Raw genomic sequence first — 15314 nt, 5'->3', positions numbered from 1 at the left:
CCCAGCTACAAATGATAATCTAATAGTAGAAGCTAATAAACAAGCTTCCTTGGCAGATAATAACAGCTGCATTTGAAATGTTAGTAAGAGGTATAAGACGCTGTTGAACTTACATCTGTCTCGTCAAAATACAGCAACACCCAACGCGAAAACTGCTGTTTCCTCAAATCTAGAAGATTAGGGGGCACTGTAACTGATTTTCATTACTTGTTTACAAAAGCAATGGAAGTTAGTACATCCCTAACTACGATCGACAAAGAGAGGAGATAGTTCAGCGAGTAGAGGCTTGGGTGTTGTTGTATTTAAACAGAAGTCTGAAATAGGGACTCCTCTGGGTGTAAGATTATACGAAGTTGAATAGTGAGAAACAGTTAAAATAGCGCCTTATGTCAATAATTGCGCTCAGAGCGTGGTATCTACAAGATTATGAGCCGATTCCAGAATTGGAAAAACGTCCGCCAGACATTCGCTTAAGCAAAAAAAGCCTGCTGAAATCAGCATTGCGAGCAGACTTTTTGGAAGACAGCGACGAAGTGAAAAAATCAACTTGGTTTGGGCGCTATTTGGAAGGGGAAAATATTGAATTTTATATTGAAGGTAGCGGTGGCTATTGCGTCTCTAACATTGACTTAATTAGTCATGAAATTTATTTTACTAAACAGGCGGTGTTGGCTCAGTTAGAACCAACAATTTTTTTATCCTATCAAACTGAGTATGGCACAGCGACGAATATTCTCAAAGAAGAACTGCGAAAAAGTTTAGACAATTTAAACTTGCGATCGCGTCTTCCTCTAACATTAATAGAATCCTCTCGTCCTAGCGGTGCTACTTTCCGAATTAACCGCACAATCATGCGGAAAATCCGTAAGAGTTTATTATTTATAGCTGACACCACGCCCATTGCTAGTATTGATGGTAAGGAAACGTCTCAATTAATTCCCAGTCCGAATGTCTGTATTGAAATTGGCTATGCCATCCAAAGTAAGCGATCCGAACAGATTCTACTAGCGCAAATGCAACGCCCAGATTTTGAAGGTGAATTTCCCTTCGACTTACCAACACAGCAAATTTTGCAATTCCAAGACACTATAGAACTGGACAAAATCCTGACAGAGACAATTAAAAACCAGCTAGCACGATTCAAATTGTTTTTTTGAACAAGATATACAAGATAATACTTACTTACCAAAAATAAAACTATAGCACTCCTAAAACATGACTAGGCTCTATGCTAGGGCGTTAAAGGGAAAAAGAGCACACGGTGCTCGTCCAGACAAACGTGGTAAAAATACAACTATTATTGGGGCGATCGCAACCCGTGGGATTGTTGGTGCAATGAGTTTTAAAGGTGGAAATGATAAAAACGCATTTAAAACTTATATTAACCAAGTCTTAGTTAGTTCGGCGAAAGAGAGCATTCGACGGATGAAGCCTCCGAGGTGTACCCCGTATCCGCCTGCCGCCCGATACAAGCGGGTGGTCGTGCGGTCGCTGTGGTACGACGCGGATGGACTGACCGTCGAAGTGCAGGGGCCGGGGTTCGTGTTCGCCCGTGTGGTGTTCCGGCGGCCGGTCGGGTTCCGAGTGCTGGACGAGCGTGACCTGTGCGAATTCTGGGACAGCTACCACGCCGGCAACGGGTGGTTGTACGAGGTTCACGAAGGCGGCTGGCAGGAGTTGGAGTCGCACCGCCAGTACTTTAACTCCCCGTTGTGCTTTACCGGTCTGCGGGAGTTCCTGGTGGTTTGCGACCAGTGCGTCAGCGTACTGGCCGTCGAGCCGCCGGAGCTCATCGACTTGGGTGCGAACCCGGAACACCCGCTCGCCGACTGAGTAAAACTAGGGTATTTGAGCATTAGAAGAGGATTTTAGAGAAAACAAAGGCTGAAAGGGTTGCTATTGCTTTAATTAGAATAAACGAACAGGTTTACTTTGCAGCTTTGAACTAATTGAACTTACCCGATCGACCACAGAAATCATGTATTTGTAATCTGGTACTTGTCCATTGGGTACATACCCCACTTCTTGAGCTAAATCTGAAGGCGAATCACTCATCACTTTGCGGATAAATTCTTGACGGTTACGTTCTACATTCGGCCCAATCAAAACCACACCTAATGGTACATAGTGAGGGTCTTTAAATAGTATGCGGAATTGGGTTGGTGCCAACTGCGAACTGTAAAGACTTAATTCCGCCTCCGAGACGGCACAGGCGATCGCTTTTCCTTGAGCCACCAATTCTAGAGCTGCTTGAGGTGTGGGTGCAAACAAGATGTCAGCCAGTGTTGTACCATAAAGATTGTAAAGAGGAAAATAATATCCTGTTGCTGAACCTAACTGTCCTAAAGCTATTGTTTTGCCTTGTAATTGTTTCAAGTCAGCGATCGGATTATCTTTGCGAACAACGAAGATTGAACGTAAATTACTAATACCTATTAAAGGAAATAGGGGAACATATTGGTGACGTGCGATCGCAATAGCCGCTAAACCCGGTGGAGCAAATACCAATGACCAAGCACGAGCATCAAGGCGCTCAACCGCTCTATTTTCATTAAAAACAGGCTCTAACTGAATATATGAGTTTGTTTTTTCACCTAAGTAATTATTAAATTTAGCATATTGATTAATTATCTGTTCGCCTCCACCATAGTTGATTACACCAATAGTTAATGTGCCCTCAACCCCATCTCCATTTTGTGGTTTGCAGGCAGCAAATGTGAAACCTAGTAGATGAAACAGAAATAAACGACGGGGAAATCGCACAAACATCACTAATTATGGTTAAAGAAACAATTTGGCTTTCAGGACTAATTTAGATAAATTTTACTGCTGCCTAAAAAGGTTATATTGCAGTAAAAAATTAATATTTATTTAGATATTGTTGAGATGCTTTCTAAGAGGTATAAATAAATATTAGACAAACTCACAGGCCACTTTCGTTGCTTAGGTTATGTTAAACAACATTACGTTAAAAAACTTAAAAATAGGTGCTAAATTTAACTTGCTTTTAATATTAGTTTTCATCATCAGTATTTTAGGAAGTGGCGTTGCCTTATCCAGTGTACTTCAAGGGAGAGCGCAAAATGAAGTAAGTTCTCAAGCGGAGATTCTCATTCAAACGGTAAATGCAGTTAGAGATTATACACAAAATCGTATTGCTCCCCTATTAGAACCTAGATTAGATACTAACCCAACATTCCTGCCTGAAGTAGTACCAACTTTTTCCTCTAAAGAGGTTTTTGAAAATTTTCGTAAAAAGCCTAAATTTAAAAACTTTTTTCATAAGGATGCAACACTTAATCCAACCAATTTAGCGGATAAAGCTGATAATTTTGAAACTCAACTTGTCGAGCGTTTTCGCAACGAACCTAATACTTTAGAAATCACAGGCTTTCGTAAATTGTCAGAAGGTGAAGTATTTTACATTGCACAACCACTAAAAATTACCCAAGCGAAATGTTTGCGATGCCATTCTACACCAGATCAAGCTCCTAAAAGTCAGTTGCTAAATTATGGCTCGGAAAATGGTTTTGGCTGGCAACTTAATCAGATTGTTTCTGCCCAAATAATCTCTGTTCCTTCTCAAGATATTTTTGCTAATGCCACACGGACTTGGATATTGATAATGGGACTTTTAATTGCGATCTTTGCGTTCGTAGTTTTCTTAATTAACTTCTTAATTACAAAATATGTGATTCAGCGCATCAGAAGAATAGAGAAAATAGCTCAAAAAGTTAGTATTGGTGATATGAGTGCTGATTTTGAAGAAAGCTCTCATGATGAAATTGGCGGGTTAGCAGAAGCATTTAATCGGATGAAAGCTAGCTTGAAAATAGCTTTGGAAATGCTGAATAATTAAGGCTAATAATCCGTAATTCACAGAGAGAAAAACGCAATTTTGAGAAAATCAAGAAAGTAAGCGTTGCTCAAATTGCAAAGCTTTTTGACGTTCGGGAATTTGTGATGCTAAAATTTTCACAAATTCTGCACGAGAGATTTGTCCAGCAGATTTCATAGCTTTTTGCACTAGAAACTTAGCTATCGGGCCAATTAAATTAGCCAACTCACGTTCGCACTCTTCCAGAAATTTTTCACTGATGACTTGAGATTCTTGGTTTGCTAAATTATTTGAGTTAATACCAGATGGATCGGATTTTACAGTAAGTTCTTGTAATAGAGTAGGTTTCTCTAGTAGAAATGTTGTTTTCTTCTTAAAATCAATTTGTTGATTTTCTCGAAGATGAAGGGCTAATTGACTAATTAATTCTTCCAAATTGGACGCTGATGCCGCAACTTGTTGTAGCAATCTTGAGGCGATGGGACCGACAAATTCTAAAAGAATTGTTTCTAAGCGCTTGTAACTTTCCCCAGACAGAATAGAAGCAGTTGGATACCCAATTGAGTTTTGTTGAGAAAGCGAAGTTTGAGGCGGTTGTGTAAAATCTGGTAGTTGAAGCGATTGCGCTTCTACCTGGTAATCTTGACGATAATATTCTTGCTGTTTGGGTGTCGAAGATGGTAGTTGAAGCGATCGCGCTTCTTTTCTAGGATCGAGATCCTTAAGCACGTGTAAAACTTCAGCCGCAGACTGATAGCGCTGTTTAAAGTGATGTAGCACCATTTTAGATAGCACAGATGCCAACTCAGAACTGACGTTAGCTTGATGCTGCCAAGAAATTTCTCCTGTATCTGGGTCTTCTTCAAAGTTGATCGGATGTAACCCTGTCAGCGATTGTATACCAATAATGCCCAAGGAATAAATATCACTGTTGAGGCGGGGCTTACCTTGTCCCTGTTCTGTAGACATATATCCGGGAGTACCAATAATAATAGTAGCTCCCGTGTGCCCTGCAATTGTCAGCAGTTGAGTTTGGACTTGTTTAACAGCGCCAAAGTCAATCAGCACTAACTTACCGTCTTGTTGCCGCCTAATTATATTGTCCGGTTTGATATCTCGATGAATAACATTGTGGCTGTGAATAAATTGTAGAATATCCAAAACCTGTTGGAGTAGTTGAATGACTCGATCTTCTGGCCAACGTTGATTGGGGAATAGTTCCGCTTTCAGGGTATGTCCTTCAATGAACTCTTGCACCAAGAAGAACTCTTGGTTTTCTTCAAAATAGGCTAAAAGCCGAGGAATCTGGTCATGGTAGCCCAGTTTTTCTAGTGTTTCTGCCTCACTAGTAAATAGCCGTCTGGCAGTTTTGAGAAATTCAGGACTACGAGTGACGGGCTTAAGGTGTTTGACAACACATTTTGGGAAACCTGGTCGATGGGTATCTTGGGCTATGTAGGTTTGACCGAATCCCCCTCCACCTAATATCTGGAGGACTTGGTAACGTCCGTCTAATAATTGTCCTAACATTGTGTTACAAACCTTAATTCCTCAAATTAATCTTGACACAACTACCAGCTTTGGTAAGGTTTGTTCAGACAGAAAGTAGGTAGTGGCAAAATTTCAAGCAAGGTCTTTTGAGGATTGCATTACAAGTTTATGACTGACTAAACTCCAGATCGGCTTGCAGGCATATTATTGTTGAAGCTTTAATAATTCCTCAGAAATCGCCAGTGTCTCAGCTTTTGAAGTAGTTGTTGGTTGAGAGACTAGGCTAACCTCTCCTAATTGAGTTTTATTGACAAAATAGGTTATTCCCCGAAAGCTCAATTTATAGGCTACTGGTGCTAGAGGAACTTCTGCCGATTTAGAATTTGGATCGACACAATAGTTAACACCACGGTAGATCAAATTATAAGCTGGCCCAATTTGAGGAACTGGTTGAAACGGCTGTTGTGTTTTTTTGCTGCCAACTTTGCTTAAGTCGTATTCGTAGCTCAGACCACGATAGTAAAGTTTCATAATTTTCGCTTCCTGAATAACTGTTTTTCAATAATGCCAATGGCTTATCAGAAGTTGATTGGAATGTTATGCAAGAGCTAATGTAAACTTACACTTTTTAAGGAACTGCTTAAAGGATTAAGCGTCTAGAGTGAAGAGTTATTGGGCATTGGGCATTAGGAGTGCTGTTAGCGATAGCGGGGGCGTTTAGCCCGTGCTGAGTTAAGAGTTAGGAGTTAACAGTAGAGACGCGATTAATCGCGTCTGTACAAGAGTTAGGAGTTTTGTTTATCTCCTTGTCCCCTTGTCTCCTTTGTCTCCTTTGTCTCCCCTGCTCCTCTGCTGCTCTGCTCCCAACCTCCCGTATGCTTACCCTTTTCATTCGGGGGTTACGTGGTTAACAATGGGTTGAATGTTTTTTAAATGATTCAACTTTATGGCTAGAACCGCAAATGAATATGCCGTATACCTCCTACTGGAAAGCGGCCACCGAGAAGAAGTACGTTTTCCTACTATTCAAGAGTTTCAGAAATGGTATAGCGGCGAACTTGTGCCAAAATCTGCTTCTAATGACTTTATTAGCGTACCGATCAAAAATATTCAAGGGGAATATATGGTAGTACGCCCTTCTCGGATTGTGGCAATCCGGGTAGAACCGATTTTTAGTTCTAGTGTTGAAAGATTCAACTAAATGATGAGAAAAACCCTTGCTTTGGTTTCCTTGAGTCTAGGAATTGCCCTCGTAAACCCTCTCTGGTCGGCTGTTGCTCAGGTTCCTAACTTACTGCCGTTGCCACTACCGACTGCTCCCGATCTTCCACCTATACCAATACCGATCGCTCCTGAGTTAACGCCGCCGCTAAAACCAATCACTATCGAAAGCGATTGTACACTCCGGCCGACTTGCTTGGGTTGGGATGAGCAAATTTGGAGTCAAAGAGGTAAAACAGGCGATCGCAAAGCGCTGTTGGCTTCCATTGATAACAGTTTGCTTTATCTAACAAAGGGTGATGCGATCGCAGCATATCAAAATTATCCAGTTCGGGAAATTACTCTTGATCGCGTCCGGAGGAGTTTGCTGCGTTTCCGCCAACTGGTTGTCAGTTCTAAGTCAGCAGCCCAACTACAAGCTGCTGTCAGTCGTGAGTTTGTCTTCTACCAATCTGTGGGCAACGATGGCAAGGGTACTGTTAAGTTCACTGCTTACTACGAACCTGTTTACACCGCTAGCCGTGTGAAAACTGCAATCTATAAGTATCCCATTTATCGGCTACCACCAGATTTTAGCCAATGGCCTAAACCTCACCCAAAACGAATTGATTTGGAAGGAAAAGATGGTTTAAAAGGGAATAAGAGCAAATTACGCGGTTTAGAATTGCTTTGGTTTCGCGATCGCCTAGACGCATACATGGTACATATCCAAGGTTCCGCCCAAATTAAATTAACCAATGGCAAAACAACATCAATTGGCTATGCAGGTGGAACTGATTACCCCTGGACTAGTATCGGCAAAGAATTAGCCAAAGATGGCAAACTTCCCCTGGAAGGATTGACAATGCCACGGATGATTGCTTATTTCCGACAAAAACCCCAGGAATTGAACAATTATCTACCGCGCTGGGAACGATTTATTTTCTTCCAAGAAACTGGTGGTACCGGAGCTACAGGCAGTATTCATGTGCCAGTGACAGCAGAACGTTCTATTGCTACAGATAAGTCTCTCATGCCTCCAGGAGCGCTAGCGCTGATTTATAACTCATTTCCCTATCCTGCTGGTGGTGGCAAACTAGAGAACCGTACTGTTAGCCGCTTTGTACTTGACCAAGATACAGGAAGCGCCATCAAAGGGCCGGGCCGGGTGGATTATTTCATGGGGTCTGGTAAACTAGCGGGCGATCGCGCTGGTATCACAGGCGGTAATGGTTCATTATATTATTTGCTGCTCAAAGAATAGATATTGGGCATTGGGCATTGGGCATTGGGCATTGGGCATTGGGCATTAGTTATTCTCCTCTGCTCCTCTGCTCCTCTGCTCCTCTGCTCCCCTGCTCCCCTGCTTCCCCTGCCCCCTCATCCCCTCATCCCCTCATCCCCATTGTCCACTCCCCACTCCTCAGCTAATACGGCGGATAAGCAAAATCATCTTCATCAGCATAAATGTAAGAGTTGGAAACTCCTGCCATTGCCAATTTAGGGGTTTCTGATTTTACAGGTTCCTTGCCAAAATCTTTGTATTCTTCAAAAGTCTTACAAATCATTGCAGACTCCAGAGCATCGGAAGCAATTAAATATTGCGTTAAAGTCCCTACGGTGGGATGTTTATAGTCCACAGTTGAAGCTACCAAAACTGTATTTGGTTCAATTCCTCTTTCTTCACACTCAACGATCGGACAAAAAATCCCGTGAGCGTGGAACAAAGGCCCTTTTGGTGTCAAAGGTTGCTTGCGGTAGATAGCATAAGCTTTTTCTAGTTCAGCAACGAATCCACCTACTACTCTGCCTTGTTGATATTCGCAGTAGGTTTTGCTGAAACTCGCTCCAGCTGCACCATTGAGAGTTAGTTGTAGCGGTGATTCATGTAAAAACTTTTTATTTTCACCCACTATAAAAATTAGATAGCGAGTAAAGGTTTTAAATTTAAGTTTGTCGGCTAAAAAAGCATCATAATTATCTTTGAGCGTACCCAGTTTTAGACCACTTTCCCGGTCTTTAACAGACAATGGCCCCCGGCGCACTATGACCAAGCGTGGAGTAGCGCTAATAAACACTGTTTCTACTCCAGAGCTAAATTCATGCTCAACTTGCTGCCAGTTATCATCTGGTACAAAGCCGACAGCATTGGCATTATCCAGCTTAATCGCCAAACCGTGAGATTGTATACCATCTGTGCCATACCGAGGATTAATCATCTGACACCAGGGAAGGACTTGCGAAGGCGGTGCATTGAATTTCTCGTCTTCAAAGTCAAAATTAGCAGATGCTTTCATCGTTTTAGGCTATCAAAGTGTTTTATTGAACAAGGCGATCGGCAGGGCGCACAGGAAAGGAAAGCCAGTTATATGCTGTGGTTCCCAAAGTTTAAGAACATTAAACTGACGTAGTATTTTTTCTAGAGTAAGACAGAATCAATCTATGTTGCAATCTCTGTTTAGTTTTTTAACAACAAATTCTTTCTTTGGCATCTCTCTATCTAAATACGCTCTACTTTTTGTTCCTCTCGTGGTTAAATTCAAATCAGCAAATTACTGTAAACTTAAAGCCGCGAGAGTCTTCAAATCAGGCACTTCTAAATCAGGTTGAGTGACTGCTGGTAAACTCGCACTAACCCCTTGCTCTGCTCGACGATTTACCCAGACTGTTGATAATCCTAGAGATTTGGCTGTCACTATATCATGATATACACTAGCAGCAACGTGTAATATCTGCTCTAGCGGCAAATCAATTCTCTCAATAGCCAGTCTGAAGTTGTTGAAGGCAGGTTTGTAGCTTTTTGCCTGTTCTGCTGTGATTACCTTATCAAATTCCACCTCCAAGTGCTTTGCCGAGAAAGCAAAGAGATCGTCATCTACATTTGAGATAATTATCAGCCTAAACTTTTGCTTTAAAGTTCTAAGTGCCTCAACTGTATCGGGGAAAGGCAGCCAATGCTGAATCGAATCGGCAAGTGAATTTAGTTCGTCAGCAGTTGGCTCAAAGCCAAATCGTTCACCAAATTTCTGGACTACTCTTTGCAAAACTTCTCGATATTTGATATATTCTCCAATTTCGATTTCTGCTTCAAATTCAGCAAAAATATCAAGAATTTGCTCGTTATCCAAATTAGTGTTGTGTGTCAGCAGAAGTGGCCTTAGCACCCCTAAGATGCCATTTTCCCAATCAATTAGGGTTCCGTAACAATCGAAAGTTAAAGCCTTATACTGATTTAATTCAATCACTTTTTTATACTCCAGAGCTTGATTAATAGCGTTCAGTTTTCACAAACCAAAAGACGGGTGAAATCATCCGTGTTGGCGCAGGGGGCATTTCTCTACGAGACGCTTTGCGTAGCTTGCCCGCAGGGGTACGACAAAGCTACTTCGGCTGCGCGGTAGTTGAGCGCAGTCGAAACTCAGTACAAGTCAGTGACCACCGCAGGCATCGCCACATCCACTGTTCTTGAAGTCTCTGAACATTTTTATTTTTTCTATATCAGGGTAACGCGGAACTTATAGGTTGCTCAAAGATTGACAAAGTGAACCGCCAAGGTCGTTTTACAGTTATACCTGCGTTGGAGAGCATTGCTCGCCAAAGTTGTATTGGCATTATCCAAACAAATTTATATTACATTGATAATACAATATTACTAAGTTGTAGGTGTGGGATAATAGTTATTCCAAAAAGGAAATTATTCCTAAGTATAATTTGTATGGATGTGAAATTTCAGGATACACAAGCGAATACCACTAAACAATTAAACTCAAGTAAACAGCCATCTAATAGCAAGCCATCCGATACTTTTTCGGTAGCGGAGGCAGTGGTAAAAATTCTGGAAGATATGGGAGTGCAGTATGCCTTTGGTGTTTCGGGAGGTGCGATCGCCCCAGTATGGGCTGCGCTACACCAAAGTTCCATCCAGGTGCTGCACTTTCGCCATGAAGCCGGAGCAGCTTTTGCAGCCATTGAGGCATATTTTGCTAGCGATCGCCCAGTTGTGGTATTCACTACCACGGGGCCAGGAATCACCAACGCTTTGACAGGGCTATTAGCTGCTCGTTGGGAAGGTGCTAAGGTGATTCTGATCTCAGCTTCAACTTCAGCGCCACAGCGTGGCCGGTGGGCTTGCCAAGAAACTAGCACCTACACAATGCCTAGCGCCGGAATTTTTACTTCCGGGCAAATATTCCATTATGCAACCACTCTCGAATCCAGCGATGAACTCACAGAAGTTTCTCGAAGGCTTGCTCTTGGACTAGGACAACCAGGAGGATTCGTAGCTCATATAAGTATTCCTACAAATATCCAGACAACTTTACTAAAGACATTATTGCCACGAGTAACTCTATCTCACGATGGGGCAACAGCAACTGAGGAAACAATTGCCGAATGTGTCCGATTATTATCTGAGGAACCGTTTGCCATCTGGGTAGGTTTCGGGGCACGGGGTGCTGCAAAAGAGATTCGCCACCTAGCCGAGAGAACAGGAGCTGCGGTGATGTGTTCACCACGGGGCAAAGGTATTTTTCCTGAGGATCATCCTCAGTTTGTAGGTGTCACTGGTTTCGGTGGGCATGAGTCGGTTTTGAGGTATATGCAGGAGTACGGTCCTTTACGAACATTAGTTTTAGGAACACGTTTGGGTGAACTGACTTCGTTTTGGAACCCCATGATGGCTCCTCGGAAAGGCTTTTTACATGTTGATATAGACCCGCAAGTACCAGGAACCGCGTATCCATCTGTCGAAATTTTTGCCGTCCATTCTGATGTGAGAGTATTTGTCAAAGCATTACTGAAGTACTTTCCCGATCGTCCTGGCATATCAAAACTCCCGTCATTGGCATCAAAGACCGATGTAATTTATCCACTTACTGACGAGAAAGTGCGGCCAGATGTGCTGATGAATATGATTCAACAGGTGATTGTCGAACAGAGCAATGCAGTTGTCATGACCGAGGTCGGGAACTCGTTGGTTTGGGCAATTCACCTGCTGCGATTTGCCAAACCTTCTCGTTTCCGAATCAGCACAGGCTTCGGGTCTATGGGACATTTTGTGACTGGTGTCGTGGGTGCCGCCTTAGCAGGGAATGGCAAGGTGGTTGCGATTGTCGGGGATGGTGCTATGCTCATGAACAGCGAGATAAACACTGCGGTAGAATACCAAATTCCGGCTGTCTGGATTGTACTCAACGACGGGCGCTACAATATGTGCGAACAGGGAATGACGTATTTGGGCTTCAACGGTATAGATGCAAAAATTCCCCAAGCAGATTTCGTCAAAATTGCTCAGGGTATGGGAGCTGATGGTATCCGTGTTCAAAGCGAGTCCAACATTCAAGCGGCGCTAGAGAAAGCTATGGCATCGCCTCGTCCGTTTGTTATTGATGTACTCATTGAACCTACTAGTTCTGCACCAATAGGAAGCCGTCTCGACAGTCTAATTTCGCAAGGCGCTACGAATTAGTGAGAGGAAATTAGTTATGGTGAATCAACCAGTAGGTATTCGGGCGATCGCACTGAGCTTTCCCAGCATTAGACGTACTAATGATTACTACAGGCAAAAATACCCTGAGTTAATTGCTCAGGCAGAGCAAAAAAGTTTGGCGAGGATGTTTTCGCTCGCAGGCTCAGCTCCCAGCAACGAGTTTGACTTAGAAATGATGCCATATCTGTCAGACCCATTTCGTGGTACTGTTGAGCGATGGGTACTTGGTACTGGCGAGTCATCACTGACGTTAGAAGAGCGGGCTGCAAGGGATGCCCTCGAAGCGGCTAGGCTTTCTCCCAAAGATGTCGATCTAATGATTGTCGCTTCTGTATGGCCCGAACAAATCGGGTTGGGCGATGCAGCTTTCCTTGCCCGTAAACTTAATCTAGGGGGTGCCGCATGGAATCTTGATGCAACATGCGGCAGTACACCTATTGCGCTTCAAACCGCCTGTGCCTTGGTACGAGCAGGAGAGTACCGCAATGTTTTGGTAGTTATCTCATGCACATACTCTCGCTTTTTCGACGAGGATGATACCATGTCATGGTTCCTTAGTGATGGTGCCGGAGCTTTCGTAGTTGGTTCATTAGAATTGAATCAGGGAATCCTTGGCACAAAGACCATTCATGCCGGTGAGTTGTGTAATGTCGTTTTTCCCAAACTTACAACGGACGCACAAGGCAATCCACAGCTTCGTATGAAGCTATGCAAGGAAGCCAACAAGGTAACTCGCGAAACCGCTGTGGGGTTTCTCCGTACATGCTGTGAGGGTGCGATCGCCGCAGCCAGTGTGACACTCGAGCAAATCGACTTTTTTATTTTCAATACATCTACTGCTTGGTTTGCCAGCTTCTGCATACGCGTACTGGGCATTGATCCAGAACGGACGATCGATCTCTATTCTCAATATGCAAATATTGGGCCAGTACTTACTGTCGCCAATATGTACTATGCTGCCAAATTGGGCAAGATTCGCGAAAATGACTTGGTTCTCGTTTATGGCTTCGGTGCAGCCGGTGCTATTTCTGCGAACGTGATGCGCTGGGGCAATGTAGCGCTAAGTCCTGACCCTCTTGAAAGCTCTAAATCAGCAAAAGAAAGCTCTAAACATTCGAGCGAAGTTTCTTTTTAAAGACATGTTTGCAAGGTTGAAACTAGATTAAGGAATTAGCTGTGCAAAGACAAATTATAACAATAGGATTTTTGCTATTATCTTTGATATTTCCACTCAAAGTATTAGCAAAAGATTATGACAACATTTACGTCTTTGGAGACAGCTTTTCTGATACTGGTAATGTATTTAATGCCACTAACGGAATCATTCCTCCAAGCCCAACCTACTCTAATGGGCGTTTTTCTAATGGCCCAATTTGGGTTGATTATCTTGCCTCTGATCTAGGATTAACATTAAATCTGAAAAATAACTTTGCTTTTGGTGGTGCGACGACAGGAACTAAGAACATTGGTATACCTAGCTTACCAGGATTACAGCAACAGATAAATAACTTTGTAGCAGGACAAACTGCTGATTCTAATGCTCTATATATTATTTGGGCTGGTACTAATGACTACCTAAGTTACTTTTTCGGTGGTGTTCCCAACCCTACCAATACTGGGGGAAATTTATCAGCAGCGTTGACATCACTTGTTACTGATGGCGCTAGAGATATCATGGTGGTCAACTTGCCAGATTTAGGAAAATTGCCTTTTGCAAATTTCGATAGTCAACGTTCCAACTTATTTAATACATTCAGCAGCACACATAACTCTACCTTAAACACGACACTCAAATCTTTAAAGCAACAATTAAGTCCCGATATCAACATTATAGAACTAAATGTTAATTCCCTATTTGATAGGATTATTGCGACTCCAGATGAATTCGGTTTTACAAACGTGACCAACTCTTGTATTAGCAAAGACTTATCAGTAGTACCCATAGATGTTCCCACACAACAAGTTTTATGTAACCCTGAAAAATTTGTGTTTTGGGACGAAGTTCATCCTACAACTGCTACTCATAAGCTAATTGGAGAATTAGCTTTCTCAGCACTTGAGCCAGTGCCTGAACCATCTGCTGGATTAGGGATATTAGCATACAGCGTTTTAGGTGCAGTTTCGCTACTGAAACGCAAAATCCCCAACTGATAGTGTTCGCGCAGCCTGTCGTAGAGAGCGTCTTGATTATGACACCTTAGCAGACCGTCTCCGGCTCTGCTCCTGAATTCAGAATAGCCGAATTCTTCTTCAATTAACGTGAGTTCGACGGAACTAAAAAATGGCAGGAGGTAGCGCAGGCAAATCTTTTGGGTAAATATCAATTGAAGGTTTTTTAGGCAAATAGGTATAAGCAGCTAAACCAGCCATCAAATTCACCAAAAAATTAAATGGACTACGATGGCGAGAGTGTTCGATTTGACATATATTTTTCAGATGGTCATTGACGGACTCAATCACAGCACGTTTGCGTAACAGAATTTTATCAATCAGTTTTACCAAGCGATTTTTCATTTTCTTTTTAGATTTTGTGATTAATTGCAACCCTCGTTCATATAACTCCTCAAATAATTTTTGAGAGATGTAACCTCTGTCACCAAAGAGTTTACCAATTAAATCTTTAGTCATATCTGGGACTGGTTTTCGGTCATCGATATTTGCTGGAGTTAGTGAAAATGCGAGTAATTCTCCACAATCATTAATAATCAAATGCAGTTTAAATCCAAAGTGCCAGCCCACAGAATTTTTGCCCCATTTCACCAACCCTTTAAATACCTTGTGAGAATGCGCTCGACAGTTGTGACAAACATCTATTGGGGTGGAATCGATAAAACTAATCCCTGTAATTTCTCCTGTTCGTGTATGCAAAAAACAACACAGCAACATTAAACACCAAGGCATGAGTTCCACAAATCTTGTGTAACTGACCAAATTTGGAAACACTCCACGCCAGCTTTGTAGTACGTGCAACGTATAAAATTCCTTAAAAGTCTTATAACCACTGCCATGAAACGCGATTACTATTGTCATCACTTCCGATAAATGCATCCTGGACTGACTGCGACGTTCTCCTTTGGTGGATGGTAACTGTGGTACTTGTTGCCATAAGCTTTGCCACTGATTGCAGAAATCATCCACATCCCAGAAGATTTGCGTGATATCAAGGCGAGATACAATGGTGGACATAGCCGAGACCCTTATTTTTCTTAGATATTTTTAGTCTCGGCATTTTTTTGTGATTTTTTGGCTAATCCTCAATTAATCTTAGCGATCGCTGCCGTGAATAACCTTGTTTTG

14 protein-coding genes are annotated in these 15314 nt (G+C 42.4%); 8 read left to right on the top strand and 6 right to left on the bottom strand.

The genetic code is table 11. The features are described 5' to 3' along the window. Positions 1-386 precede the first annotated feature (386 nt). Positions 387-1157 carry a hypothetical protein gene (locus NSTC731_RS31490; protein ID WP_445628371.1) on the top strand — a complete coding sequence of 257 codons (771 nt, stop codon included), beginning with the start codon at positions 387-389 and terminating at the stop codon, positions 1155-1157. Positions 1158-1335: 178 nt separating this feature from the next. Then, the gene (locus NSTC731_RS31485; RefSeq protein ID WP_445628370.1) at positions 1336-1833 is read left to right on the top strand and encodes a hypothetical protein; all 498 of its coding nucleotides are present in this window, start codon (positions 1336-1338) and stop codon (positions 1831-1833) included. Positions 1834-1908: 75 nt separating this feature from the next. Here the strand turns inward: NSTC731_RS31485 and NSTC731_RS31480 are convergent, their stop codons facing one another. Then, a complete protein-coding gene (locus tag NSTC731_RS31480) occupies positions 1909-2769 on the bottom strand; it encodes a phosphate/phosphite/phosphonate ABC transporter substrate-binding protein (RefSeq protein WP_445628369.1) in 861 nt (286 codons plus the stop codon). A gap of 181 nt (positions 2770-2950) precedes the next feature. Here NSTC731_RS31480 and NSTC731_RS31475 point away from each other — a divergent pair, with 181 nt between their 5' ends. Continuing rightward, positions 2951-3859, top strand: coding sequence for a c-type heme family protein (locus tag NSTC731_RS31475; protein WP_445628368.1), 909 nt, complete (start codon positions 2951-2953; stop codon positions 3857-3859). Between the two features lie 48 nt (positions 3860-3907). Here NSTC731_RS31475 and NSTC731_RS31470 read toward each other — a convergent pair whose 3' ends face one another. After that, positions 3908-5368, bottom strand: a complete 1461-nt coding sequence (locus tag NSTC731_RS31470; RefSeq protein WP_445628367.1) for a protein kinase domain-containing protein — start codon at positions 5366-5368, stop codon at positions 3908-3910. 165 nt (positions 5369-5533) lie between these two features. Further along, on the bottom strand, positions 5534-5860 hold the full coding sequence (locus tag NSTC731_RS31465) for a DUF4278 domain-containing protein (protein WP_445628366.1): 327 nt from the start codon (positions 5858-5860) through the stop codon (positions 5534-5536). Positions 5861-6275: 415 nt separating this feature from the next. On the opposite strand from NSTC731_RS31465, the gene NSTC731_RS31460 reads away from it, so the two are divergent. Further along, on the top strand, positions 6276-6530 hold the full coding sequence (locus NSTC731_RS31460; RefSeq protein WP_190728057.1) for a hypothetical protein: 255 nt from the start codon (positions 6276-6278) through the stop codon (positions 6528-6530). A gap of 3 nt (positions 6531-6533) precedes the next feature. Continuing rightward, entirely contained in the window at positions 6534-7793 is a 1260-nt protein-coding gene (gene mltA, locus NSTC731_RS31455; RefSeq protein ID WP_445632217.1) for a murein transglycosylase A, read from the top strand. A gap of 163 nt (positions 7794-7956) precedes the next feature. Here the strand turns inward: mltA and NSTC731_RS31450 are convergent, their stop codons facing one another. After that, on the bottom strand, positions 7957-8826 hold the full coding sequence (locus tag NSTC731_RS31450) for a DUF5895 domain-containing protein (protein ID WP_445628365.1): 870 nt from the start codon (positions 8824-8826) through the stop codon (positions 7957-7959). Positions 8827-9081: 255 nt separating this feature from the next. After that, on the bottom strand, positions 9082-9774 hold the full coding sequence (locus NSTC731_RS31445) for a haloacid dehalogenase type II (protein WP_445628364.1): 693 nt from the start codon (positions 9772-9774) through the stop codon (positions 9082-9084). A gap of 470 nt (positions 9775-10244) precedes the next feature. Here NSTC731_RS31445 and NSTC731_RS31440 point away from each other — a divergent pair, with 470 nt between their 5' ends. Genes NSTC731_RS31440 through NSTC731_RS31430 form a run of 3 tightly spaced genes read left to right on the top strand, consistent with a single transcriptional unit; the run spans position 10245 to position 14168 of the window. Continuing rightward, a complete protein-coding gene (locus NSTC731_RS31440) occupies positions 10245-11996 on the top strand; it encodes a ScyA-related TPP-binding enzyme (protein ID WP_445628363.1) in 1752 nt (583 codons plus the stop codon). Positions 11997-12012: 16 nt separating this feature from the next. Continuing rightward, positions 12013-13152 carry a 3-oxoacyl-ACP synthase III family protein gene (locus NSTC731_RS31435; protein WP_445628362.1) on the top strand — a complete coding sequence of 380 codons (1140 nt, stop codon included), beginning with the start codon at positions 12013-12015 and terminating at the stop codon, positions 13150-13152. Between the two features lie 41 nt (positions 13153-13193). Continuing rightward, entirely contained in the window at positions 13194-14168 is a 975-nt protein-coding gene (locus NSTC731_RS31430; protein ID WP_445628361.1) for an SGNH/GDSL hydrolase family protein, read from the top strand. Positions 14169-14291: 123 nt separating this feature from the next. On the opposite strand, the gene NSTC731_RS31425 is transcribed toward NSTC731_RS31430, so the two are convergent. Next, entirely contained in the window at positions 14292-15203 is a 912-nt protein-coding gene (locus NSTC731_RS31425; protein WP_445628360.1) for an IS982 family transposase, read from the bottom strand. Between the last annotated feature and the right edge of the window lie 111 nt (positions 15204-15314).

It is taken from the genome of Nostoc sp. DSM 114167 (genome assembly GCF_052692655.1).
The sequence above is the reverse complement of the archived record's forward strand: the minus strand, read 5'-3'. Positions and strand labels throughout refer to the sequence as shown.